Source organism: Deltaproteobacteria bacterium, assembly GCA_016219225.1.
GTDB lineage: Bacteria > Desulfobacterota > RBG-13-43-22 > RBG-13-43-22 > RBG-13-43-22 > RBG-13-43-22.
The window spans coordinates 1-22,212 of sequence record JACRBX010000157.1 but is presented as its reverse complement, the minus strand read 5'-3'; the positions used below and the strand labels follow the sequence as shown (position 1 = coordinate 22,212).

Below are 22,212 nucleotides of genomic sequence, written 5' to 3'. Positions count from 1 at the left end.
TCGATCAACCAATGAACCTCGTCCAGGAGCTGCGGGATCTTTTGGACTTCATCCAGGATGATGGGCTGCCTTAAGAGATGACTGTCTTTGGCCAAAAGTTGTTCCCGCAATAAGGATGGCCTTTTGGAAAATTCGAATAAAAGGTCGGTTTTAAGAAAATCGTAGACAATACTTTTGGGATATTTTTCTTTTAAATAGGTGGACTTCCCGGTTTTTCTCGGCCCCCAGAGGAAAGCCGATTGTCCGCGGGGGAGTTTAAAAGATAAAAATCGTTGAATTAAGGGCATTGTTTAATTTCCTCCGTCCTCCTAAATTATCCAACTATTTCGGAGTTTATTCCAAAAATGGAAAAAAGTCAAAATAGAAAATAAGGTCAAAGCTGAAAGCGCAAAGAGGATAAAGAGAAAAACGTTTCGGGGTTTGAGTTCAGCATTCGGCAAAAAAGAAAGATAAAAGACTGGGGAAAGAATCGGTGGCGGTATTGAAAACGGAGATGGATTGATGATATAATAAAAATGGTCATCAAGTCCCCAGGGTTTTTATTCGGGGGTTAAAACGGGGTTCGGACAATTATTCCTGAGTTTCGGCTTTTTCCGGAATGACGATCCAAAGCCAAGCAAAGCATATTTTCATGCTTCGTGGTGGCCCAATGGCTCATGGGGGTTTATTATGAAAGTCTTTATAACCGGCGGAACGGGCTTTGTAGGCACACACCTGATGCAACAATTGACCGGTCAAGGATACCTGGTGACTCTGCTGACCAGATCCATCAGGCCGGGCCGCACCTTGCCGTCCAGAGCGGTTTATTTGGAAGGCGATCCCACCAATCCCGGACCCTGGCAGGATGAAGTCGCTTCCCATGAAATCATCGTCAACCTGGCCGGGGCCTCGATTTTCAGTCGCTGGACCGAGTCTTATAAAAAAGCCATTTATGACAGTCGTATCCGGACGACCCGAAATGTCGTGGCCGCTCTTGCCCCCCGGAAGGGTCAGGAGACGGTTTTGTTAAATGCCTCGGCCGTGGGTTACTACGGGTTTCATGAGGACCAAGAGCTTGATGAAGAAACCCCTCCCGGCAATGATTTTTTAGCTGTCTTGGCCAGGGATTGGGAAAATGAAGCTAAGAAGGCCTCTGAATTCGGGGTCCGGGTGGTCCTCTGCAGGTTTGGTATCGTAATGGGAGAAAAGGGGGGGGCCTTGGATCAGATGGTCCCTATTTTTAAAAAAGGATTAGGGGCCCCCCTGGGCAGCGGGGAGCAATGGTTTTCCTGGATTCATCAACAGGATTTGAGCGCCGCCCTCCTTTTCTTAATCGACCGGAAAGAATTTTCCGGCCCGGTGAACTGCACTTCCCCCTATCCGGTACGCAACAGGGAACTGACCAAAATTCTTGGAGAGGTCCTGGGAAAACCGACCTTTATGCCGGCTGTCCCCGGTTTTATGCTCCGGATCATTATAGGTGAATTCGGCAATGTGCTTCTGAAAGGACAGCGGGTCCTGCCGAAAAAATTGCTTACTCTGGGGTATTCTTTTCGGTTCCCCCTTTTAAAAGAGGCCCTGAGTGACCTTTTGAAAAAAACTGTAATCTAGTACGAAAATAGATTTTTGGCACGGATTTCACGGATTACACGGTTAAAGCCATGGGGTATCCCTCGATCCCGTTAAGTTTGGATTGAGGGATACTCAACATTCGCCTTCGGCGGAAGGTGGTCTCAAGAAAAGGGAAGACCCTTTTCTTGAGAAATTAAATAGCTAATCCACATAATCCCTGTGTCAGGCTTTGTGCCTGACCCGTGCCTAAATAAGCCTTTGACTGTTCCATTTTCATGTTTCGTGGTGCCCCCGAGGGGCATGAGGGTTTATCCTTAAACCCTGGACCTTGGACCTTTTGGACCATGGACCCGTCCCCTGATCTCTGACCCCTGACCCCGAACCTTGAACTTTGAACTTTGGACCTGTTTTTGCGACCTACTTGGCCGTTTCCTTCAACGCCCGGCGCAGGATCTTCCCGGTTCCGAGTAGCGGGAGGGCGGTCCGGAATTCGATCCGGGCAGGCACTTTGTAAGGGGACATGTTCTGCTTGGCCCAGGCCTTGATCTCTTCCTCTGTGGCGGTCTTCCCCGGTTGCATGACGATGAAGGCCTTGACGACCTCCATTTTTTGGGGATCGGGAATCCCGATAACCGCCGACTGGGCTACCCCCGGGAATTTATTCAACATATACTCTACCTCCTCCGGGTAAACGGAGAAGCCCGAGACCTTGATCATTTCCTTGACCCGGCCCAGAAGGTATAGAAATCCATCCTGGTCGAACTTGCCTACATCCCCGGTGTAAACCCAGCCGTCGATGAGGGTGTTTTTGGTTTCTTCGGGCTTCTTCCAATATCCCTTGAACACCCCCGGGTTTTTCAAGACAATCTCTCCGGCCTCCCCCAGGGGCATCTCTTTGGTTCGGTCCGCCAGATCGACGATTTTGAACTCCTCTTCGAAAGCCGGGATCCCCATGGTGCCGTATTTGACCTTGTCCCGGGGGACATAGGTGTCGGCGGTGTGGGTTTCGCTGAGGCCGTAGGCCCCTTCAATCAGAAGTCCTCCGCCGGTAAAGGCCTCCCACTGGCGGGAAATCTCCTCGGTCAGGGCGATCCCGAAGGATGAAGTAAGGCAGAGCTTCAGACTGCTCAAATCATAATTCCGGGCCTCGGGATGATTCATGATGCCGACATTCATGGGCACGGCGCTGTACCAGAAGTTGGCCTTGTAAAGCTGAATGGCTTCCATGGTGGCCTTGATATCGAATTGGGTAAAAAGGACCTGGGTGCCCCCGGCATAGATACAACTGTTCATGCCGGCCAGCATGCCGGCAATGTGAAAAACAGGCATGGATACCAGGCTGATCGTTTCTTTGTTGATCCCAGTAATGGCGCAAACGGCGGCTGTTTTAAACAGAGCGGCATAAAAGCTGAGCATGGAACCTTTTGGCAGCCCCGTTGTCCCCCCGGTATACTGGAACAGGGCGATGTCTTCCTCCAGATCGATCTCCACCTGGGGCGGTGCGGCATCGCCTTGGCTGATGATCTCCATAAAATCTTCGGTCCCGGCTATGGTCTGCTTAGGGATCTTCATGGCTTCCACCAGGGGCAGGGTCGGTTCAGGGGGGAGGAAATCATTCAGGTTGGTCACTACCACTTTCTTGACCTTGGTTTGTGCGATGACCTTGCCGGCTACGGGCATCAGGATGTCCCAGGTGACCAGGATCTCCGTATCGGCATCGTTCAACTCATAAGTCAGTTCCATCTCCTTGAAAAGAGGAGAACAGGGACAGACGATCCCTCCGATCTTTTGGGTTCCGAAGTGGGCAATGACGTACTGAGGACAATTGGCCATAAAGATGGCCACCCGGTCCCCTTTTTTTACCCCTTGTTGACGCAGATAATTCCCGAACCGGTCCGAGGCTTCGTCCAATTCCCGGTAACTGATCTCCCGTCCATAAAAGATGATGGCTGTTTTATCGGGCATTTCCCTGGCCCGGATTCTGAGATATTCATGAATCGGCCGCTTGCCCTGCTCAAAGGTTAAGGATTGGGGGATCCCTTTCTGCCAATGTTTCATCCAGATATGTTCCATGTCGTACCCCTCCTGTTTATGAATAGTATTGACAAGATCAATCTCTTGCCCCTATATTTAACGCCGGTTAAATCGTTATAACAAACGTTATATAGAATAGACGTTAGAGGAAGTCAAGGGGAATTTATGGCCGGAAAAAATCATAAGAACGGTTCGGGGATTGACTCCAGAAAGCAGTTGTTGGCGGTGGCCCTTCGGTTGTTTGCCCAAAAAGGCTATGCCGCTACGACGGTCCGGGAAATCGTGGATGCTGCCGGAACGACCGCCCCTTCTCTTTATTATTATTTTGGGAATAAGGAAGGGCTCTACATCGAGCTGATGCGGACCCAGTTTGCCCAGTTGGATTCTCTGCTGGAACCCCTTTTAAACAAATCCCAAAACGCCAAGGCCAGACTCCAGGACCTTATCGACAAGATATTTCACCATGTTATTGAAGACCAGGATTTTTTCAGGCTCATGTACACCATTTACTACGGCCCCCCCCAGGGAGCCCCTTTTTTCGATATCACCTATTTTCATGTCCGGTTTCATGGCTATATCCGGAAAATTGTGGAAGAAGGGATCAATTCGGGGGAATTCCTGCCCGTAAATCCAGGCTCCGTCGCCTGGATCATCAGGGGGACCGTCCAGTTGGCCATTGAAGATCAGATCAAATATGATACCGTCAGAATCGACCGGAAAGGGTTGCAAAGGATTCTGGATCTGATCCTGGAAAGATTTTTAAGTTCTCCGGGAAGGAAGCAATCTTTTCCGGGTAGGGTGAAAAATTTTCCTAACGAATCATGAAAATGGGGCTCTCCGAACAACGAACTCCGAACTCTACACCCCGAACTTTATTTTCGAACTAAGCACTCAGGCCGCTTGAAGCGGGCACCGACAAAGCATGAAAAAGGGTTTTTCCTAACCTTGAACCTTGAACCGTATTTTCGTACTAAGCGCTCATGCCCGGGTCGGGCACTACGAAGAATGAAAATGTCTTTCGCCGACCCCCGATCCCTGACCCCCGATCCCTGAACGTTATTTTCGTACTAAACCCTATAGCCCATAGCCTCCCGATATTGAGGCTGGCATATTTCTTGAATTAAATGGATTGCCGGACAGGTTCTGATTACCCTTGATGAGTTAAAGGAGGAGATTTCATGAATGCTATTGATGGAGCCACTTATGGGTTGACGGTTCAATTCGGGCGGATGAATGGTTACGAGCCTCAAAACGGCTATACTTCGAATACGGGGCAAACTCAGGAACCCGATTCCTTTCTTTCCATATTGAACCTCTTGGATGTGGATGGCAATGGACAGATCGACACCCAGGAAATGAAATTCGGGGCGGGTTTTACGATAAATAAAATGTTCTCTGACAAGGACCTGAATGGAGATCTGTCCCTAAGCCCCGAAGAAGCCGGACTCTCTCCCAGCGCATTCACACAATTAGACACCGATGGAAATCAATTATTGAGTGCTCAAGAAATCATCTCCCCTGCCAATGGGATCATCGATGGGCTGGTGCCGATTTTGGATACCAGCGGTGATGGGGCTTTGTCCCGGGAAGAACTGGCCATCTTTGAGATTCTTTTTAACGGTAAATCTTCCCTTTCGGCTGCCCAGACTTATCAGCCTGCTGCTGCGAATGCCGGGGTTTTCGATCAACTCGTTAATATGGTCAGCCTGAAAGCCTGACCAAAGATATTTGAAATTTTATAACTCGATAGTATAGGAAATTCCTTTTTGGACGCAGATCGACGCAGACCGACGCAGATTGCCAAGATTTTGAATATAAAGAATAGTTATCTGCGGGTATCGGCGAAAATCTGCGTCCTAATTTAAGATACCGTTTCTGAAATAGCGATGCTGGATAATTTATATAAGGTTATCCGGTATCCTGCATCGTTTCAATAAATTGATTTCGTCCATGAATGCCGGACCACCGGTTCAAAGACTTAATTTCAAATAGATTTGGATAGTCCTTTTATCCGTTTATTGCCAATAAGCGCAGCGCCCTTGCCCCCATCCCATCCTTCGTGCAGAAGGATCCCCGAAGAAGACTCGTTTCTTGTCAGGGATTTTCGCTCCGATTTTTTCCATTGTCTTGGAACCAAGAATAGTGTAAGCCATCATAAATGATGGAAGACTCGATTTTCCCCAGTTTTCGAACTTGGTGGGGATCAATGCAAAGGAGCAGCCATGACCTTAAACTATTTACGCAACAAAGTGGTTGAAGTTGAATCCCGGTCCAATGGGGACCTGGTGGTTTCCTGGCGACTCAGCGATGATTTGCTCAAAGCCGAGGTGCGCTTGATCGTTCAATTGCCGGAGTTGGAAATCATTGAGGCCGAGGCCCGTATGGAAAGATTGGTGCCCCTTTCCTTGCGAGAGGCCTCGGAGAAGATAAAAAAAGTGGAAGGGGTCAGTATCGGATCGGGTCTTCGAAAAATCCTGGCCGGACTGTTGGGGGAACCCGCCGGGAATTCTTTCCTGATGGATGCCGTATTGGAATGCAGTAATGCGGTCATACTCCATTTTACCCGGCCGGCGGTCGAGACCGGAGAAAGCATCACCAACCCGGAAGAAAAATTGGCCAGGACCCGGGAAATGGTCAAGTCAAATCCCCGGTTGATCAGAAGCTGCATATCTTTTCAAGACGACAGCCCTATCATGAAAGGACTGGCCCTCTAAGGAGACGGTTATGATATCATTTCAGCGAAGCCAGATTGTCGGCGCCGAGTTTGTCGATGACAACACCATTCGGTTTAACGGTATCCAGGAGGATCATATTTACGGCATGGAGATTTCTCTGGAGGTCCGGATCGAGGATGGGAAGATCCTGAAGATCGATGGAAACATGAAACGCTATACCAATTTGGTCTGCCCCCAAGCCGTGCCGGTCCTCCAGTCGGCCGTGGGCCTGTCGCTCCGTGAACCGGGATGGGACAAACGGGTGATGCGGGAGGTCGGACGTCAGGGCTGTGAACATTTAGCCGAAATCCTGATCGAGTGCGGCCGATGCCTCGAGCCGGCCATTCTGTCGAGAGATCTGAATAAGGCCATTCAAAAGGATCCAGGGTTAAACCAGAAGGAATTTATTGAGAGTAGATTCAGGTAAAAGGAAGAACCGATGCGCATAGACCTGCATGTTCATACCTTCCCCCGATCCCCCTGCAGTACTATCGATCCGCAGGCCTTGGTTCAAGAGGCCAGGCGGATCGGTTTGGACGGGTTTTGCCTTACCGAGCATCAGGTATTGTGGGATCCGGATGAAGTGGAAAGGCTGGCCGGTGACCAGGGGATCAAGATATTCCTGGGAAATGAAATCACCACAGCCCAGGGGGATATCCTGGTTTTTGGTCTTCATAAGCCCATACAGGGCATCATAACGGTTCAGGAACTTCAAAAGGAAGTCAAGGCTGCCGGCGGTTTTTCCATCGCCGCCCATCCTTTTCGAGGATTCAAGGTTTTTGGTCTGGGACAGTTAGGGATGACTCTGGACCAGGCCTGCAAAAAGAAGAGCCTACAATTCGTGGATGCCGTTGAGATCAGAAATGGCCGGGTGACGGAAAAAGAAAACGAGGTTGCCGGGAAGGTGGCCGAACGGCTGGGACTTTGGGGGACAGCCGGCAGCGACGCCCACGATATCAACGCGCTGGGGACCTGGGTGACTGTTTTTCAAAATTCCCTTGAAACCGAAACGGATTTGCTTCGTGAGCTTCGTGCCGGAAATTTTACCATCGGTTCGGCCCGCTCTTAGCTCAATATTAGTACGAAAATAACGTTCAGGGATCGGGGGTCAGGGATCGGGGGTCGGCGAAAGACATTTTCATTCTTCGTAGTGCCCGAACCGGGCATGAGCGCTTAATACGAAAATACCGTTCGGGATCGGAATCTGAAAGCTTTTTGTCTCTCGCCCGCTACGCTCGGGAGCGCAGAGATCTCAGAGAGGAATCTTACAGGTCTGAATCCCTGAGAGGGGGATTCAGACCTGCCGGCTCAGCCTCCGGCAGAGGGCGGTAGCGCCTGACCGGTTTTTCATTGCAGCTCTCTCAACCGCTTTCATAATTCGTGGCGCTTCCGGGTGGTGCAAGAAAAAAGTTGCATTCAAGAAGGGAAATATTCTATCCTTCTCATTGAATTCATGATTAAATTAAGAATGCCCTCTGAATGGAAAATCTGCAAGAGTTTTATTGCGGCAAGGTTCCGCCAAAAATGGGTTTGTTGGCGACTGGAACAACGGAAAAAGCATGAATGAAGCAAGGTTTCAGAGGCGATACAAACTGACTGCCGCCCAGGCTTACCGATGCCTGTTTCTGGGCTTGGCCTGCCTTCTCAGTTCCTCAGGGAATGCCTTTGGACTCCAGGCCCATGCCACCCCGGAGGAAGGTCTCTACTCGCACCAGTTGGGACATCTCTTTTTTATCCTGAGCATGGTTGTATTTGCCTTCTGGCTCCAGAAGAGCCGCCTGGTGGATAAGAGGGGATGGCGTCTCATACAGGTAAGCTGTTTCTTTTTTATCCTATGGAATATAGATGCTATTGCCGGTCATGAGGTGGAATTGTGGCTCAGTGAAAGCCGTTTTGTCGGCCCGCCTTCATCCAGGGAATTGGTTGCCGGCAACGGGCTTCTTCTGTCTTACCTCTATTTCTTTCTTAAACTGGACCATTTTCTCTGTGTTCCGGCCATGGTCCTGCTGTTTTTAGGGTTGAAAAAGCTGGCAGCCGATTCCCCGGAGGAAGGCTCTTGAGCCCCAGGGTCCTGCCCATGGCCTTCGTTGAAGCCGTGGATATGGTCGGTTCAGCGACCATGATCCTGTTAGCGGTGCTGTCTGTTCACCAGGCCTTGATTCTGAGACGAAAGGACCCGCAGAATATCATGTGGACCTACCTGGTCTGGTTTTGCTCCGGCCTTCTCGTCTTCGCCTTTTCAAGGTCCTTCGGCCACATCGTCAAACATGCCCTCCTGGCCGCGGACCTTGGACCGGTGTGGCGTCTCCTGAAGCCGGTCAGCGGTTCTCTGAACACCATCACCTTTGTAATAGCCGGGGCCATTACCCTGTTTTTCAGCCGGGTCTACCGGACCTATCAACGCATGCTTCTGGACAAGACTACGATCGAAAAGGCTCATGACGAGATCGCCCAGCTCAACGTGAACCTGGAAAAGATAGTGGAATCGAGGACCAGGGAATTGGGCGCCTCCGAAGAAAAGTACCGGCGGGTCTTTGAGAATTCCAAGGACATGCTCTTTATCTGCGATGAGGAGGGGACCATCCTGGACATGAATTTCTCCGGGGTGGAGATGCTGGGCTTCCAGGATAGAGGCGACCTGGTGGGCCAAAATCTTTTCAAGGAGTTTTTCCTGGACCAGGCTGTCGCCGCTGCGGTCAGAAACGGACTGGAGGAAAAGGGATTTTTAAAGGACGTCGAACTCCGTTTAAAGACCAAGAAGGGGAATGAATACATAGTGCTTTTTTCCGGTACCGTGACCCGTGGGGGTGAAGGCCTGCCTGCCGGTTTCGAAGGCATCGTCAAGGATATCACCTCCCGGAAACAGATGGAGATCCAACTCCTGCAGGCCGACAAGTTGGCCTCTCTCGGCCAGCTCTCGGCCGGGATAGCCCACGAGATCAACAATCCCCTGGGTCTTGTACTGGGATATACCCGTCTTATTCTGAAAGAGATCGATCCGGCCACACCGATCACCAATGACCTCAAGGTCATCGAGAAACACGCCCTGAATTGCAAGAAAATTGTCGAGAATCTCCTCCGGTTCTCCCGGGCCACGAGCACCACCAAATCGCCGGTGAATCTCAACCAACTGATCCAGGAAATGATCGCGGTGGTGGAGAATAAGTTCAACCTTGAAAAGGTGCAGGTCGAGAGTCATTTGGCCCCGGATCTGCCTCCCACCATGGCCGACCCGGACAAAATGGGCCAGGTCTTCATGAATATTCTAATGAACGCCCGGCAGGCAATGGAAAGGGCGGGCATCATAACGGTGTCCTCCAACTGGGACCCCGAGACCCGGCATATCCGTCTTTCCTTCGAAGACACGGGGAGCGGGATCCCCCCTGAAATTTTGCACAAGATCTTTGACCCCTTCTTCACTACCAAGCCGGTCGGAATGGGAACGGGACTGGGACTGGCGGTGAGCTATGGAATCGTCAAGGACCACGAAGGCGAGATCCGGGTCGAAAGCACCCCTGGGGAGGGCTCCCGGTTCACAGTTGATCTGCCTATCCAGGAACCAGAGGAAGGGAAAACGAGCCTGAAGGACCGGGTGCAATGAAACCGGGACAAGACAAGGGCATCCTCCTTATTGTAGATGATGAACCGGATATGCTGCCCTTGCTGAAGCGGACTATATCTGCCGAGGTGGATTGGGAGATCCTGACTGCCCTTTCGGCAAAGGAGGCTTTGAGAATCCTTGATGACAAAACGGTGGATCTGGTACTCTTAGACATCAAGATGCCGGAGATGGACGGCATGGAACTTCTTTCCCTTCTGAAGAAGAATGGGAATGGCCCGACCGTGGTGATGATGACCGCCTATGGGGTGATCGACCTGGCCGTGGAAGCCATACGGAAGGGGGCCTATGACTTTATCACCAAACCCCTTGATGACACCCGTCTCATCCTGACCCTCCGGAAGGCGATGGAATACCACCGCCTGATCCATGAGAACCGGGACCTTCAGCGGCTTGTCCGGCAAAAGGACCTTTTTCAGGACATGGTCGGGACCTCCCCTGCTATGCAGCGTGTCTTTGAGACCATCCGCACCGTGGCCGAGACGGATGTGACGGTGCTGATCACCGGAGAATCGGGGACCGGCAAAGAATTGGTGGCCAGGGCCATTCATCAGCACTCACGTCGGGCGGAGAAAAACTTCGTGCCTGTGAACTGCCCGACCCTCCCCGAGCCTATCCTGGAGGCGGAGCTCTTCGGCTATGTCAAAGGCGCCTACACGGACGCCAAGCAGGATAAACCAGGGCTCTTTCAGGAGGCCCATGGAGGAACCCTGTTTTTAGATGAAATCGGCGATCTGCCCATCAACCTTCAGACTAAGCTGCTGAGGGTTCTTCAGGAAAAGGAAATCAAGCCCCTGGGAAGCCCAAAGAGCCTTAAGGTCGACGTGCGCGTTCTGGCCTCCACCAACCGAAATCTCAAAGAGAAGATGGCCCAGGAGCGCTTTCGTGAAGACCTTTATTACCGACTGAACGTCATTTCCCTTCACCTGCCCCCGTTGCGGGAACGACGCGAAGACATTCCCCTTCTGGTGGCCCACTTCCTGAAAAGATATGCCGCGGAATACGGCAAGGAAGGCCTTAGACTCGGCCCCGGCCTTTTGGAAGAACTCAGCCGGCTGGATTGGCCCGGAAACGTGCGGGAGCTGGAAAACACCATTCGCCGGGCCGTTATCCTTTGCCGGGGTCCGGTCATCACCGCTGCCGATCTGGGGGCCGAGATGGAAGAAAAGTGCGTTATTCCCCCCACCTTGAGGGAACTTCCCTACCGCGAGGCCAAAAAAGAGATACTGGACTCCTTCAACAAACAATACCTTTCGAGCCTTCTGATGGTGCACCAGGGCAATGTCACCCATGCGGCCGGCCAATGCGGACTCGAACGCCAGGCCTTCCAGCAACTTCTCAGACGCTACGGAATAAAGTCCGAAGATTACCGCAACCAATCCTGATTCTACAGCGACCATTTTTTCGTCATTCCCGAATGTCTTTATCGGGAATCCAGGTTTGTATAGATTAGGATTAGTCTGGATTCCCGTCCCCGATCGAGTCGAGGACAGGCTCTGCGCGGGAATGACGGCTTTTTTACGCGAATGACGGTTTTTTACGAGTTCATCATTCCCCAACATATATTCCTTTCCGGGTGCAATAATATTATTGCATTTCACCCGATTGCACCAAAGCCTTCATTAAGTTTAACTCATTAAAATTATTTATTATCAATAGGTTATAAATATTAAACCACCATGGCACATAAGTTGCTTCCAGGGAAAGTGTTTATCTGTCCAATCGGTTTTAGTGAACATGGCCCTTATCCTGTCAATCAATGAAGAGAAAGATTCGCTTACCCTGGCCGAAAGGCTCCTGACTCGCGAGGGGCACCAGGTAACCTCCTTTGGAAAAGTCCGAGAGGCGGTGGAGTGGTTGAAGGACCATTTTCCTGATCTGGTCCTGGCCAGTGGGGGAAGACACGGGGAGAAGGCCAGAGAAACCGTGAACCTGCTGAAAAAAGCCGGTTTCATAGGGTCCAGAATCTTACTCCTGACCGGTCCGGGATCCCTTAGCTCGATTCGTAAGGCCTTCCAGAGGGAGGTCCGGGAGGTCATGTCAGCGACTTATGATCATGAGGATCTGGTCAGGATGATCAACTCGATAGTATAGGAATTTAATATTTGTTCATTAATACCCCTGCGGTGATGCTTGCCTGTAGGGAGTAATCCATCATAAGGAGGAAAATGGGATGAGGAAGGCAAAAGGAAAATGGAAGGGGTTGGGGAAGGGGGGAATCCTGGCCCTGGCTCTGTTGGTTGGCCTGCCGGTCATAACTTTTTTAACCGCCGGGGCCCAGGAAAAAACGGTCCAGGCACCGGCTCCCCTCTCGGCCGGAGGACCGGTTACCATTCAAGTGGATAAAACCCAATTAAACAACGGCGGGACCATCAACGTGACGGGCACGGCCCCTCCGGGGAAACCGGTTTACCTGGAAATTTCGGCCGAGAAAAAGGTCCGGGCCAACCTGTTTGACAACAAGCGGGATAAAGAAACGGGACAGATTCCTTATATTTTTTATCTCACCGATGAGATGCCGGCTTTTTATAAAATCATCGTCCCCAAGGACCTGAAAGGGAAAATAGAGGAGATTAAAAAAGAAGGACGGAAATGGTCCTTTTCCAAGGCCCTGAAGGATCTGGGGGCGGATATAGCCTATTCGGCCCCGGGGAAAATAAAGATCGATAAATACAAGACCTCGATCCTGGCCAGCGTTACCGGTTCCCGGGGGGAATTGCTGCCGGCCATGGATGAAAAAGAGAACAAAAAGAGGTCCATGCAATTGGTCAAATCCCGTTTCCGCGGTGTGGGCAAAGTGCTGGCCGCCGGGGTGGAAACCAGTCCGGATGGAACCTTCAAAGCCCAGGTTAAGTTGGCCTCCGGTCTCCCGAACGGCAATTACCGGATCATCGCCGTGGCCGACAAGAACCTGAAAAGCCAGCCGCAGGTTTTGGAAAACCGGGTCAGTTTCCCCACGGTTTACCTCTCCAATGCCGGGACCAGCATTAACCTGTTCTGGCCTTTTCTGTTGACCCTGGCCATAGCCATCTTCGGGGTCCTGATGGGGGCCGGCGGCGGGTTTATCCTCAACCCGTTGCTGGTGTTGCTCTGGCCGTTGCCGCACAACGTGGTGGCCGGGACGGTCATGCCCACGGTCTTGTTCTCCCAGGGCACGGGAATCTATAATTATTCCAAGATCAAGTTCATTAACTGGAAGGTCGGCGTCGGGGTTGGGGTGGCCATGCTGTTCGGCGGGTTCATCGGCCCGAAATTGACCGAGCTGATCACTCTGGACCAGTTTAAGTTTGTATTCGGCTGGATCCTGCTGGTTTTGGCCGGCCTGCTTATCTGGCAGACTACCCCTGGGTATATGTCTAAAAACAAAAAAGAGCAAGCCATATTGAAGGAATTTAAAAAACGGGCTGAAGAAGCGGCCAAGGCCAAGAAAGCTTAGGAAGGAGAATAATAATGGAAATTGAATTCTGGGGACAGAAATTTAAGGTTAATATGGTGATTGGGTGTATCGGCGGTTTCTTAATCGCTATTATCTCTTCCATGTTCGGGTTCGGGGGCGGTCCTTTCATGATGCCCCTCATGGCCATCGGCATGGGGCTGCCTATGTATGTGGTGGTGGGGAGCTCGCTTTTGGCCATCTTTTTCAATACCCTTATGGGGACCATGCAGCATTATCGCTTTGGTAATTTTGATTTTTTGTTTTTCCTGATCATGTTCCCGGCGGCCATCCTGGGAGGCTATATCGCCCCCCAGATCGCCAAACGGGTCAGCCCCCTGTGGGTCAAACGGATCGCCTCATTAGGGTTGATTATTTTGGGCCTGATTTTGTTGGGCATACTTTTTTAAAGGCAACATAGCGGTCTTTGAGTAAAGTGGATAAAAATGATTGGTTTTTTTTATTCTATGGACCATACTGAATCTTATGGCCCAGTGGGCCCCGCGAAGCATAAAAATCCCCCCTCCCTCACCCTCCCCCTCGATGGGGGAGGGAAGGGGTGGGGGTGGGGCACCACGAATTATAAAAATGGCTTTTACTGGACCCTGACCCCTGACCCCTGACACCAGAAGCTATTTTCGTACTTAAAGAAAAGCCTTAACCCCGAGCCAATCACTGCGGGTCCTGTTTGTGCGTTACCTGATCGAAGGAGGTTTGTTTATGCGCAAGGATATTTACAGCATCTGTTTTATGTGTACCGTCCGGTGTCCGATCAAAGTAACCGTTGAAGACGGGGCGGTAAAATGGGTCGAGGGGAATCCCCATCAGTTAAAGGGGGCTCTCTGCGCCAAAGGAAGTGCCGGTACGGCCCTTTTGAACGATACGGAGAGGCTCCGCTACCCCATGATACGGGAGGGTGCCCGGGGGGAAGGAAAATGGAAGAGGGTGAGCTGGGACCAGGCCCTGGATTACGCCGCCCAAAAGCTTAAGGCCGCCGTCGACCATTATGGACCTCAGACCGTGGCCTTCGGCGAGAGGCAGAATCTCAATACCCACCTCAGCAAGACCTTCATGCGGGCACTGGGGTCCCCCAACCATTTTACCCACGATGCCCTTTGCAAGGGATCGGTCAATACGGCCTTCCGGACCCTTACGGGGTATACGGATGCCGAAGTGGCCGTGGACTGGGTCAATACCAAGCATGTCATCCTTTACGGCCGGAACCTTTTCGAGTCCCTGGAGTTGAAACCTATCCAGGCCCTCCTGGAAGCCAAGGACAAAGGGGCCAGGATCACTTATATCGACATCCGATCCACGATCACGGCCTCCCATGCCGACCGCTTCTGGATGATCCGTCCGGGAACGGATCTGGCCCTCAACTATGCCCTGATCCACGTCATTTTGAGAGACAATCTTTATGACGAAGAATATGTCAACCGGTGGGTAACGGGGCTCACGGAATTAAGGGCCTTTGTGGAACCCTACACCCCCGAGTGGGCCGAAGAAGAAACAGGCATCCCGGCCGGAGAGATCGTCGCTCTGGCCCGGGAAGTGGGGGGGGAGAAACCTCAGGTGATCTTCCACTACGGGTATCGGGGGGCCAGCCACCTGGACGAGATCTATTTCCGCCGTTCCCTGGTCATTCTGAACGCCCTCATGGGAAGCATTGAGAGTAAAGGGGGACTGATCATCAAGAAAGGGCCTAAGGATGCCGGGTTCGGGTCCTTTGGAAAATTAGTCGATCAGAAAGACCTGCCTAAGCCCAAAGGGGAACGATTTGATGGGGCAGGGGGCTCCCGATTCCCCATCGCCGATCCGGCCCACGGGGTGGCGGCCATGCTGCCTTTGGCCATCCTGAACGAAGACCCCTACCCGCTCAAGGCCCTGATCATCCATCGCTTCGATCCCATGCTGTCCATTCCCGACTACAACCAGAATAAAAAGGCCCTTGATAAACTGGACCTGATCCTGACCATTGATATCAACTTCAGCGAAACCGCCTGGTACTCGGACGTTATCCTGCCCGAATCGATTTACTTGGAGCGGTCCGACTCGATCCAGATGGCTGCCGGGCCTAAACCTGCCTTGTATATGCGGCGCCAGTGTATCCCGCCCAGGTACGATACCAAGCCTTTTTGGGAAATCATCCGCGAATTGGCCAGGCGGCTCGACCTCGGCCGTTTCTTTCCCTATGATTCGATTGAAGATATCTGGGACCTCCAGCTCAAGGATATGGGCGTTTCCATTAAAGACTTTGAGGCCAAGGGCTTTGTAAGCCTGGCCAAAAACCCGATCCTCTGGGATCGAAAAGAGGGCCTCAAGTTTAAGACCCCATCAGGTAAAATCGAATTCGTCTCCAGCCTGATGGAGCAGAACGGTTTTCTCTCCTTTCTTCCTTATAAATCGGTAACGCCTCCCCCTGAAGGGGAGTTCAGGCTCACCGTAGGGCGCAGTGCGGTCCATACCCATGTCTCCACCCAGAATAATCCCTATTTGAATGAGCTGCTGCCCGAGAACGTTTTGTGGTTGAATACGGAGGAAGCCTCCAGATTGGGCATTGCCGACGGCCAATACGTGGAGGTTCATTCGGACCACGGTTTCGGGAGGCTCAAGGCCCTGGTAACGGATTTTATTCACCCGGAGGCGGTATTCATGCTCCATGGCTTCGGCCGGCAGGTCCCGGCCACCACCCGCTGCTACGGCAAGGGGGCCAGTGATACGGCCCTCCAGGAAAATGTGTCGGACGTAATCGGCGGAAGTCCCGGACTGCATGAGACCTTTGTCCGGGTAAGACCGGCATCGTAAACCGGCTGAAACAAAGATAACAAGGAGAAAGGCATGAGTGATTATTATCTCTTTCATGATAGCGCGAAATGTATCGGCTGTATGTCCTGCGAGGTCCACTGCAAGGAGAACAAGAGACTTCCTCCGGGCCCCAGGCTCTGCCGTATTGAAACCATCGGTCCCAAATGGGTGGGGAACATCCCCAAGGTGGATTTTGTTTTTATGCCCTGTTATCATTGTGACCGGCCCTGGTGTGTAGCGGCCTGCCCCACAGGGGCCATGCAGAAAAGGACCGGGGACGGGATCGTTTTCGTGGACCACAACCTTTGCGTGGGCTGCAAGGCCTGTATGCGGGCCTGTCCCTGGGGTGCCCCCCAATGGGACCCGGAAAAGGGGAAGGCCGTCAAGTGCGATTATTGTCTGGACCGGGTGGACCAGGGTCTGGAACCGGCCTGCGTGGCCAAATGCGTCACCAAGTGTCTTCATTTCGGCAAACCTGAGGAAGTGGTCGATGCCCGTAGAATGCGTCATGCCAGGGCCATGGCCGCCATGGCCACGGAAGTAACCCTGCGGCAGCCTGTTAACGGCCCCAAAGCCAAGCCGATGAAACCGAAGAGGAAGCAGGCCCAGGACCCGGTTGAGGGGTCATAATCTATAAGGGATGTGTTCATTGGGAATCAGAGATGAGTAAGCCGACCTGTCTGGTCTTCCAAACCTACAACCGATTGGCGGAGTTGATCGACTCGGGGGTTCTCACCCATCCCAGGGTGAAGCGAAGGGCCGAAGACCTTCTCGATCTGCTCAAGGATGTCTGCACCGGAAGCAGCGGCCCGAATCATCTGCAAGCCATCCTCAAATCAGTAGCCACCATCCTGATCGAAGAACCGGAGGCGTTCTCCGGAGAAATAAAGAGGATTGTGGGAGAACCCCTTGAATCGCACCAGGAGGTTTTCGTAAGCCATATTGAAACCCACAATTGCCCCACCGGCGACTGCGACTTCCTGACCCCGGCCCCCTGCCAGATGGCCTGCCCGGCCGGTATCGATGTGGCCAGCTATGTGGGTCTTATCGGCGAAGGTCGGTATGCCGAGGCCGTGGAGATTATCCGCCGGGACAATCCCTTTCCCTGGGTCTGCGGTCTGGTTTGTACCCACCCCTGCGAATTTGTCTGCGTCCGGGGAAGGATCGATTCCCCCATTGCCATTATGAATTTGAAGGCCTTTGCCGCGGAGCGGGCCGTTTCCGAAAGGACTTATAAAAATCCCCCCAAAGCGGAAGACCTGGGCTTTAAGGTGGCCGTGGTCGGTGCCGGTCCGGCCGGTCTGACTGCAGCTTATTACCTGGCCCTGAAAGGCTACCGGGTGACGGTCATCGAAGCCCTGGCTCAGGCCGGCGGGATGATGATGGTGGGGATACCCCGGTATCGGCTCCCCAGGGAAGTCATCGACCGGGAGGTGGCCTTTATTGAAGAATTAGGGGTAACCTTCCGGTTCAACACCAGGCTGGGGCGGGACACCACCATCGATCAATTACGATCCGAAGGCTTCCAGGCCTTCTTCCTGTCATTGGGCGCCCATGCTGCTATGGATTTGGGCATCAAAGGGGAAAAGGATTTCCCACAGGTCATCGATGCCATATCCTTTCTGCGCCATGTTTCCAAGGGTGAGCGGCATATCCCCGGTAAGACGGCGGCGGTGATCGGCGGGGGGAACGTGGCCATCGATGCCGCCAGGTCCCTGATCCGGCTCGGCTGTGAGGATGTGCTTTTGCTTTACAGGAGGACCCGTTCCGAGATGCCTGCCAACGAGGAAGAGGTGAAGCAGGCCGAAGAAGAGGGGGTAAGGCTCTCTTTTCTGACCATTCCTGTTGAAGTCCTCGGGGCTGACGGAAAAGTGACGGGACTCCGCTGTCTCCGGGCCAGGCTGGCCGAGCCGGACGAGAAAGGCCGCCGGAGACCTGTGCCGGTCGAGGGGAGCGATTATGTCATCGAATTGGATGCCGTCATCTCGGCCATCGGCCAGCGGATTGACCCTGAAGGTCTGGATTCCGTTACGGACCTCCACTGGACCAAATGGGGAACTCTGATAGCCGATACGATCACCTCGGCCACATCCGCAGAAGACATCTTCTCCGGAGGAGACCTCGTTACAGGACCGGCCACCGTGGTGGAGGCCATCGGGGCCGGAAAACGGGCCGTAGAAGGCATCGACCGGTATCTCCGGGGACTGCCTCAACCCAAGATGCCCCCCGTGCCGTCCCGGCGGATGCGAGCGGCCCTGAGCGAGGTCCCGGCCCAGACCAAGATGGCCCTCCGCCGGCCGGAGATGCCCTTTCTCGGTCCGGAAAGGCGCCGAATCACCTTTCAGCAGGTCGAATTGGGGTACGACGAAGCCACGGCCAGGCAGGAGGCCAAACGCTGCCTGCGCTGCGACATCTGCAAGCGCTGCGGGAAATGCGTTAAAATTTGCCGGGAACAGATGGGGATCGATGCCCTCCAGTTCGGGCATGTGGATTTTGGAACCCCCGGGTTGACGGATTTCCGGATCACCGCCGAGCGCTGTATCCTCTGCGGGGCCTGTGCGGCCAATTGTCCGACCCGCGCCATGACCCTGGAAGACCGGGAGGGAGAGCGGGTCTTAAGCCTTTGCGGTACGGTTTTATGCCGTGAAAAACTGGAAACCTGCCACCGCTGCGGCGCTGTGGTGGGACCTGCCCGGTACCTCGAATACGTAAAAAAGCGGACCTCGGCTGTCCAGGAGGCCTTTGCCGGCAGCCTTCTGTGCGAGAAATGCATCCGGCAGCTTACGGCCCAATCCAAATCGGGCATCACCATTCCCTGAAAAAGGAGATAAGACCATGTCCGCCTTCCGCCAAGGAGAAAAGGTGCTGATCCATCAAAGATCCGAAGACCCGAGATGGGAAGACTACATGAATGAATATGTGGGATACAAAGGGGTAATCACCGACCCTGACCGGGTGATCAACGATCCGGAAGCCCTGGTCGAGGTCACCCTGGAGGGGATCGGCGGCACCCACCGTTTCCCCCAGGACTGCCTGCGTAAACTCGTCTGACTCAAAATTCCCTATATTTTTGGATCTGGGATTTCCTCCCGAAGAAGCCGCTGTTCTTCAAATGCGTTCCGATTGAATGGAGATTCCCAGTTTTCTCCCCAACAAAGACATGGGGATACCAAGTTCTCTTAGCGCCCGGTAACAAAAAAGACTTCGCGCCGCCCAAGTTTGCCGGACCTTCCCTTGGCCCATACCGCCTCCGCGGGCGGCCGGCCTTACGGCCTGATCGAGAATGTGGTGACCCATAAGAACTACCGAAGGCGCGGGCATGGAAAGGCCGTCTTGCATCATGCCCTCAATTATGCCTGGTCCAAAGGCTGTTATAAGGTCATGTTACTTACGGGTCGAAAGGATGAATCCACCTACCGCTTTTATGAATCGGCGGGTTTTGACCAAAACGCCAAACAGGCCTTTCTGGCCAAACCGCATCCGGATGAATAATGAGCAGTTTTGTTGCCGGGCTACGCTTTTGTATGGGTCGTGGTTACTTCGGCTAACAGTCTGTTATCCTTTCCGGTAATACGCGTTCTGATAACCAGAATATTCCTCCCCCTGCGGACAAATCGGGCCTCAGCCTTAATTTCTCCATCCTTTTGATTACCGACCAGAGTCGTGTGGAGATCAATCGCCAAGGGGAACCCCTTCCCGTCATCCCCGATGGTTTGCCCCTCGATGGCCAGCACCGAGGCGGTAACATCCGCCAGCCAGATCATGGCGCCGGCTTGAACCGTACCAAAAGGGTTGAGGATGCCCGGGGTAACCGGCATACGGCTGATTACGTAATCCGTATTTCGTTCCTCGATAAAAAATTCGATACTTCCGGCTCTTTTAGCAGAATTAATGTGTTCTTGCAGTTTATTCATTGAAGGCTGTCACTAATCCCTCACCGACCTCAAAGGGTTCTTTCCAGGTTAATGGTTTTAGAGGGGCTGAATCGGTTCGCGCTGAAGAAATGGGTCAGTTTGGAATCATCCCGGTCGACCAGGGTGTTTACTTTTCGAACGCCGAGGCTTTTCAAATGATCCATAAATTCATTGATCAGCCGCTCACCGATACCTCTATGCCGATAACGGGGATCAACGCCGATGGTATCCAGGGTTGCCTGTTCCTGGAAAATACCAAATTCTCCCATATAGAGTTCCCCCATTACAAACCCAATCACCGTTCCATTTTCCTCAGCCACCAGCGACGTAGGCAAATATTCTTTGGATTTAAAAAGCCTTTCAAACTTCATTTCGTAGTACCCCGGCCGGGAAGCCTTGAGGACTTTCTCGTCAATCCCGACCACTGCGTCAAAATCGTCAACCTTCATGAGTCTAATTTTAATGGTGCTTTCATTCATGGAAACTCCTTTCTCTTTAGAGTCATATCTTGAGGCTGTTGAAACTGGATTTCGACATCGGACAAAGATTCCATTCACCGTATTCAGCCAGGTCTCGGCTTCGGCGGTCCACCTTACCTTTGCCATATCTTGATCCGGTGTTTCATCTCTTCATTTGAGATGACTCGACCGTTTCTAACATCTTTGAGACCTCTCTCGACCATTCGCTCAAATGCGAGCTCACGGATTATCTCGTCGTAGGACGCATCATCGGGTTGTGATTCTATGATTTCCTTCATCTTCTGTTTAGCCATCGACATTGGAATTCCTCCTTTGGAAGAGAAGCACCGACCATTTGTCTTTTTTCGTTGACTTATGGTTTGCCAGCTCCTTACAGTTTCATGTAACCCATTATAAATGATAAATATTATCTTAACAAATGATTTTTATCGATTAATACACCCGGACGTAAAGAGCGTCACGATCAAAACGGTCAAGTGCCCTCTTATCGTGATTTGCTTTACCCTTTATCCTGGTTGTGATATACCGTATTGAAAACGGGATAAACCCTCATTTCCTGATGGGGCTCCGCGAAGCATGAAAATGGATTCAAGGTCCAAGGTGTTCGCATTTGGAACTTGCATCTTGCATCTTGAAACTTTATTTTCGCACTAAACCCTGCCCAGGGGAGACAATAGGCCGATGAGTGAGGATAAGTACCGGGTGGTTATTGCCGAGGATTACACCATCCTGCGGAAAGGGCTGAAGGCCTTGTTGATGACCTATCCGCGGATGGAGGTGGTGGGTGAAGCCCAAAACGGACATGAGGCCATCCATCAGGTGGAAACGCTGAAACCGGACCTGTTGCTGCTGGACCTCTCCATGCCCCGTCTTAACGGTCTCGATGCCATCCGGGAGATCAAGAAGAAATCCACCCAGACCAGGATTTTGGTCCTGACCGTTCACAAGGAAGAAGATTACATCCTGGCGGCCTTCGAAGCCGGAGCGGACGGCTATATCCTCAAGGAGGCCAGCCACAACGAATTTGAAGTGGCCCTGGACAGCGTGTTGTCCGGTAAACGCTATATGAGCCCGGACATTTCCGAAATGGTTATTGAAGGCTACCTCCTCGGGAAAAAGTCCATCAAAAAAGAAACCTCCTGGGATACCCTGACAACCAGGGAGCGGGAGGTCCTGAAACTGGTGGCCGAGGGTCACACCAGCAAAAAGGTCGCCGAGATCCTTTTTCTCAGCGTCAAGACCGTGGACAGGCACCGGGCCAATGTGATGAAAAAGCTGAACCTCCACAGCACGCCGGCCCTGACGGCCCTGGCCATCGAGAAGGGGTTGATCAGCCGCTAAGGCCTCTCCGCACCCGACCAGAGGGCCGAGATGATGGTGCCCCGTCCGGGGGCGGTCTTCAGTTTGAAGGTGCCACCGGATAATTCCGTCCGGTCCTTCATGCTGGACAGACCGAATCCCTTCTGATCGGAATCAACCTTCAAAAACCTTTCCTGATCGAATCCCTGACCGTTGTCTTTAATCTTGAATTCAAGGGACTTTCCCTTACGGCCCAGGCGGATTTCGGCCTCTTTGGCCCGACTGTGCTTGGCTATGTTGTTCAGGGCTTCCTGCAAGATTCGAAAAATAACGATTTTTAAATGTTCCGGGACTTCCGTCTCCT

General features: G+C 52.5%; 24 protein-coding genes. 18 read left to right on the top strand and 6 right to left on the bottom strand.

Going from position 1 to position 22,212, the window contains the following annotated elements; genetic code table 11:
- A partial coding sequence (locus HY879_13815) for an AAA family ATPase (protein MBI5604419.1) occupies positions 1-287 on the bottom strand: 287 nt, incomplete at its 3' end.
- Positions 288-669: 382 nt separating this feature from the next.
- On the opposite strand from HY879_13815, the gene HY879_13810 reads away from it, so the two are divergent.
- Positions 670-1,590 carry a TIGR01777 family protein gene (locus HY879_13810; protein MBI5604418.1) on the top strand — a complete coding sequence of 307 codons (921 nt, stop codon included), beginning with the start codon at positions 670-672 and terminating at the stop codon, positions 1,588-1,590.
- A gap of 378 nt (positions 1,591-1,968) precedes the next feature.
- Here the strand turns inward: HY879_13810 and HY879_13805 are convergent, their stop codons facing one another.
- Positions 1,969-3,624 (bottom strand): AMP-binding protein, encoded by a 1,656-nt coding sequence (locus tag HY879_13805; protein ID MBI5604417.1) that lies wholly within the window; start codon positions 3,622-3,624, stop codon positions 1,969-1,971.
- Positions 3,625-3,750: 126 nt separating this feature from the next.
- Between HY879_13805 and HY879_13800 the strand changes: the two genes are divergently transcribed.
- The 16 genes from HY879_13800 to HY879_13725 all read left to right on the top strand — a co-directional run bounded on the left by HY879_13800 (position 3,751) and on the right by HY879_13725 (position 19,648).
- Complete coding sequence (locus tag HY879_13800; protein ID MBI5604416.1) at positions 3,751-4,410, top strand: TetR/AcrR family transcriptional regulator; 660 nt, start codon at positions 3,751-3,753, stop codon at positions 4,408-4,410.
- Between the two features lie 353 nt (positions 4,411-4,763).
- On the top strand, positions 4,764-5,303 hold the full coding sequence (locus HY879_13795) for an EF-hand domain-containing protein (protein ID MBI5604415.1): 540 nt from the start codon (positions 4,764-4,766) through the stop codon (positions 5,301-5,303).
- 504 nt (positions 5,304-5,807) lie between these two features.
- Positions 5,808-6,299: a DUF2889 domain-containing protein gene (locus HY879_13790; GenBank protein ID MBI5604414.1), complete on the top strand. Its 492-nt coding sequence runs from the start codon at positions 5,808-5,810 to the stop codon at positions 6,297-6,299.
- Between the two features lie 10 nt (positions 6,300-6,309).
- On the top strand, positions 6,310-6,726 hold the full coding sequence (locus HY879_13785; GenBank protein MBI5604413.1) for a DUF2889 domain-containing protein: 417 nt from the start codon (positions 6,310-6,312) through the stop codon (positions 6,724-6,726).
- Between the two features lie 12 nt (positions 6,727-6,738).
- Positions 6,739-7,368, top strand: a complete 630-nt coding sequence (locus HY879_13780) for a PHP domain-containing protein (protein MBI5604412.1) — start codon at positions 6,739-6,741, stop codon at positions 7,366-7,368.
- Between the two features lie 490 nt (positions 7,369-7,858).
- Positions 7,859-8,359: a hypothetical protein gene (locus HY879_13775; protein MBI5604411.1), complete on the top strand. Its 501-nt coding sequence runs from the start codon at positions 7,859-7,861 to the stop codon at positions 8,357-8,359.
- A complete protein-coding gene (locus HY879_13770; GenBank protein ID MBI5604410.1) occupies positions 8,356-9,900 on the top strand; it encodes a PAS domain S-box protein in 1,545 nt (514 codons plus the stop codon). Before HY879_13775 ends, HY879_13770 begins: the two co-directional genes overlap by 4 nt.
- Positions 9,897-11,303 carry a sigma-54-dependent Fis family transcriptional regulator gene (locus tag HY879_13765; protein ID MBI5604409.1) on the top strand — a complete coding sequence of 469 codons (1,407 nt, stop codon included), beginning with the start codon at positions 9,897-9,899 and terminating at the stop codon, positions 11,301-11,303. Before HY879_13770 ends, HY879_13765 begins: the two co-directional genes overlap by 4 nt.
- A gap of 352 nt (positions 11,304-11,655) precedes the next feature.
- Entirely contained in the window at positions 11,656-12,012 is a 357-nt protein-coding gene (locus tag HY879_13760; GenBank protein MBI5604408.1) for a response regulator, read from the top strand.
- A 79-nt stretch (positions 12,013-12,091) separates the two neighbouring features.
- Positions 12,092-13,354 carry a TSUP family transporter gene (locus HY879_13755; GenBank protein ID MBI5604407.1) on the top strand — a complete coding sequence of 421 codons (1,263 nt, stop codon included), beginning with the start codon at positions 12,092-12,094 and terminating at the stop codon, positions 13,352-13,354.
- 14 nt (positions 13,355-13,368) lie between these two features.
- Positions 13,369-13,761, top strand: a complete 393-nt coding sequence (locus HY879_13750) for a sulfite exporter TauE/SafE family protein (GenBank protein MBI5604406.1) — start codon at positions 13,369-13,371, stop codon at positions 13,759-13,761.
- A gap of 310 nt (positions 13,762-14,071) precedes the next feature.
- Positions 14,072-16,156 carry a molybdopterin-dependent oxidoreductase gene (locus HY879_13745; protein MBI5604405.1) on the top strand — a complete coding sequence of 695 codons (2,085 nt, stop codon included), beginning with the start codon at positions 14,072-14,074 and terminating at the stop codon, positions 16,154-16,156.
- Positions 16,157-16,189: 33 nt separating this feature from the next.
- A complete protein-coding gene (locus tag HY879_13740) occupies positions 16,190-16,786 on the top strand; it encodes a 4Fe-4S dicluster domain-containing protein (GenBank protein MBI5604404.1) in 597 nt (198 codons plus the stop codon).
- A gap of 32 nt (positions 16,787-16,818) precedes the next feature.
- Positions 16,819-18,975 carry an FAD-dependent oxidoreductase gene (locus tag HY879_13735; protein ID MBI5604403.1) on the top strand — a complete coding sequence of 719 codons (2,157 nt, stop codon included), beginning with the start codon at positions 16,819-16,821 and terminating at the stop codon, positions 18,973-18,975.
- A 16-nt stretch (positions 18,976-18,991) separates the two neighbouring features.
- Positions 18,992-19,207 carry a hypothetical protein gene (locus tag HY879_13730; protein ID MBI5604402.1) on the top strand — a complete coding sequence of 72 codons (216 nt, stop codon included), beginning with the start codon at positions 18,992-18,994 and terminating at the stop codon, positions 19,205-19,207.
- A gap of 168 nt (positions 19,208-19,375) precedes the next feature.
- Positions 19,376-19,648, top strand: coding sequence for a GNAT family N-acetyltransferase (locus HY879_13725; protein ID MBI5604401.1), 273 nt, complete (start codon positions 19,376-19,378; stop codon positions 19,646-19,648).
- 20 nt (positions 19,649-19,668) lie between these two features.
- Here the strand turns inward: HY879_13725 and HY879_13720 are convergent, their stop codons facing one another.
- The 3 genes from HY879_13720 to HY879_13710 all read right to left on the bottom strand — a co-directional run bounded on the left by HY879_13720 (position 19,669) and on the right by HY879_13710 (position 20,848).
- Positions 19,669-20,070 carry a PaaI family thioesterase gene (locus HY879_13720; GenBank protein ID MBI5604400.1) on the bottom strand — a complete coding sequence of 134 codons (402 nt, stop codon included), beginning with the start codon at positions 20,068-20,070 and terminating at the stop codon, positions 19,669-19,671.
- 29 nt (positions 20,071-20,099) lie between these two features.
- On the bottom strand, positions 20,100-20,549 hold the full coding sequence (locus tag HY879_13715; GenBank protein MBI5604399.1) for a GNAT family N-acetyltransferase: 450 nt from the start codon (positions 20,547-20,549) through the stop codon (positions 20,100-20,102).
- Between the two features lie 113 nt (positions 20,550-20,662).
- Positions 20,663-20,848, bottom strand: coding sequence for a hypothetical protein (locus HY879_13710; protein ID MBI5604398.1), 186 nt, complete (start codon positions 20,846-20,848; stop codon positions 20,663-20,665).
- Positions 20,849-21,230: 382 nt separating this feature from the next.
- On the opposite strand from HY879_13710, the gene HY879_13705 reads away from it, so the two are divergent.
- The gene (locus HY879_13705; GenBank protein MBI5604397.1) at positions 21,231-21,890 is read left to right on the top strand and encodes a response regulator transcription factor; all 660 of its coding nucleotides are present in this window, start codon (positions 21,231-21,233) and stop codon (positions 21,888-21,890) included.
- Here the strand turns inward: HY879_13705 and HY879_13700 are convergent.
- On the bottom strand, positions 21,887-22,212 hold a 326-nt coding region (locus tag HY879_13700), incomplete at its 5' end, for a two-component sensor histidine kinase (protein ID MBI5604396.1). The two genes, HY879_13705 and HY879_13700, sit on opposite strands and share 4 nt — an antisense overlap.

Coding starts and splice junctions, on each gene's coding strand:
- HY879_13760 (MBI5604408.1), top strand. CDS start 11,656: ATGGCCCTTATCCTGTCAATCAATGAAGAGAAAGATTCGCTTACCCTG.
- HY879_13715 (MBI5604399.1), bottom strand. CDS start 20,549: ATGAATGAAAGCACCATTAAAATTAGACTCATGAAGGTTGACGATTTT.
- HY879_13785 (MBI5604413.1), top strand. CDS start 6,310: ATGATATCATTTCAGCGAAGCCAGATTGTCGGCGCCGAGTTTGTCGAT.
- HY879_13775 (MBI5604411.1), top strand. CDS start 7,859: ATGAATGAAGCAAGGTTTCAGAGGCGATACAAACTGACTGCCGCCCAG.
- HY879_13730 (MBI5604402.1), top strand. CDS start 18,992: ATGTCCGCCTTCCGCCAAGGAGAAAAGGTGCTGATCCATCAAAGATCC.
- HY879_13745 (MBI5604405.1), top strand. CDS start 14,072: ATGCGCAAGGATATTTACAGCATCTGTTTTATGTGTACCGTCCGGTGT.
- HY879_13765 (MBI5604409.1), top strand. CDS start 9,897: ATGAAACCGGGACAAGACAAGGGCATCCTCCTTATTGTAGATGATGAA.
- HY879_13805 (MBI5604417.1), bottom strand. CDS start 3,624: ATGGAACATATCTGGATGAAACATTGGCAGAAAGGGATCCCCCAATCC.
- HY879_13720 (MBI5604400.1), bottom strand. CDS start 20,070: ATGAATAAACTGCAAGAACACATTAATTCTGCTAAAAGAGCCGGAAGT.
- HY879_13710 (MBI5604398.1), bottom strand. CDS start 20,848: ATGTCGATGGCTAAACAGAAGATGAAGGAAATCATAGAATCACAACCC.
- HY879_13810 (MBI5604418.1), top strand. CDS start 670: ATGAAAGTCTTTATAACCGGCGGAACGGGCTTTGTAGGCACACACCTG.
- HY879_13750 (MBI5604406.1), top strand. CDS start 13,369: ATGGAAATTGAATTCTGGGGACAGAAATTTAAGGTTAATATGGTGATT.
- HY879_13780 (MBI5604412.1), top strand. CDS start 6,739: ATGCGCATAGACCTGCATGTTCATACCTTCCCCCGATCCCCCTGCAGT.
- HY879_13740 (MBI5604404.1), top strand. CDS start 16,190: ATGAGTGATTATTATCTCTTTCATGATAGCGCGAAATGTATCGGCTGT.
- HY879_13800 (MBI5604416.1), top strand. CDS start 3,751: ATGGCCGGAAAAAATCATAAGAACGGTTCGGGGATTGACTCCAGAAAG.
- HY879_13735 (MBI5604403.1), top strand. CDS start 16,819: ATGAGTAAGCCGACCTGTCTGGTCTTCCAAACCTACAACCGATTGGCG.
- HY879_13705 (MBI5604397.1), top strand. CDS start 21,231: ATGAGTGAGGATAAGTACCGGGTGGTTATTGCCGAGGATTACACCATC.
- HY879_13790 (MBI5604414.1), top strand. CDS start 5,808: ATGACCTTAAACTATTTACGCAACAAAGTGGTTGAAGTTGAATCCCGG.
- HY879_13755 (MBI5604407.1), top strand. CDS start 12,092: ATGAGGAAGGCAAAAGGAAAATGGAAGGGGTTGGGGAAGGGGGGAATC.
- HY879_13795 (MBI5604415.1), top strand. CDS start 4,764: ATGAATGCTATTGATGGAGCCACTTATGGGTTGACGGTTCAATTCGGG.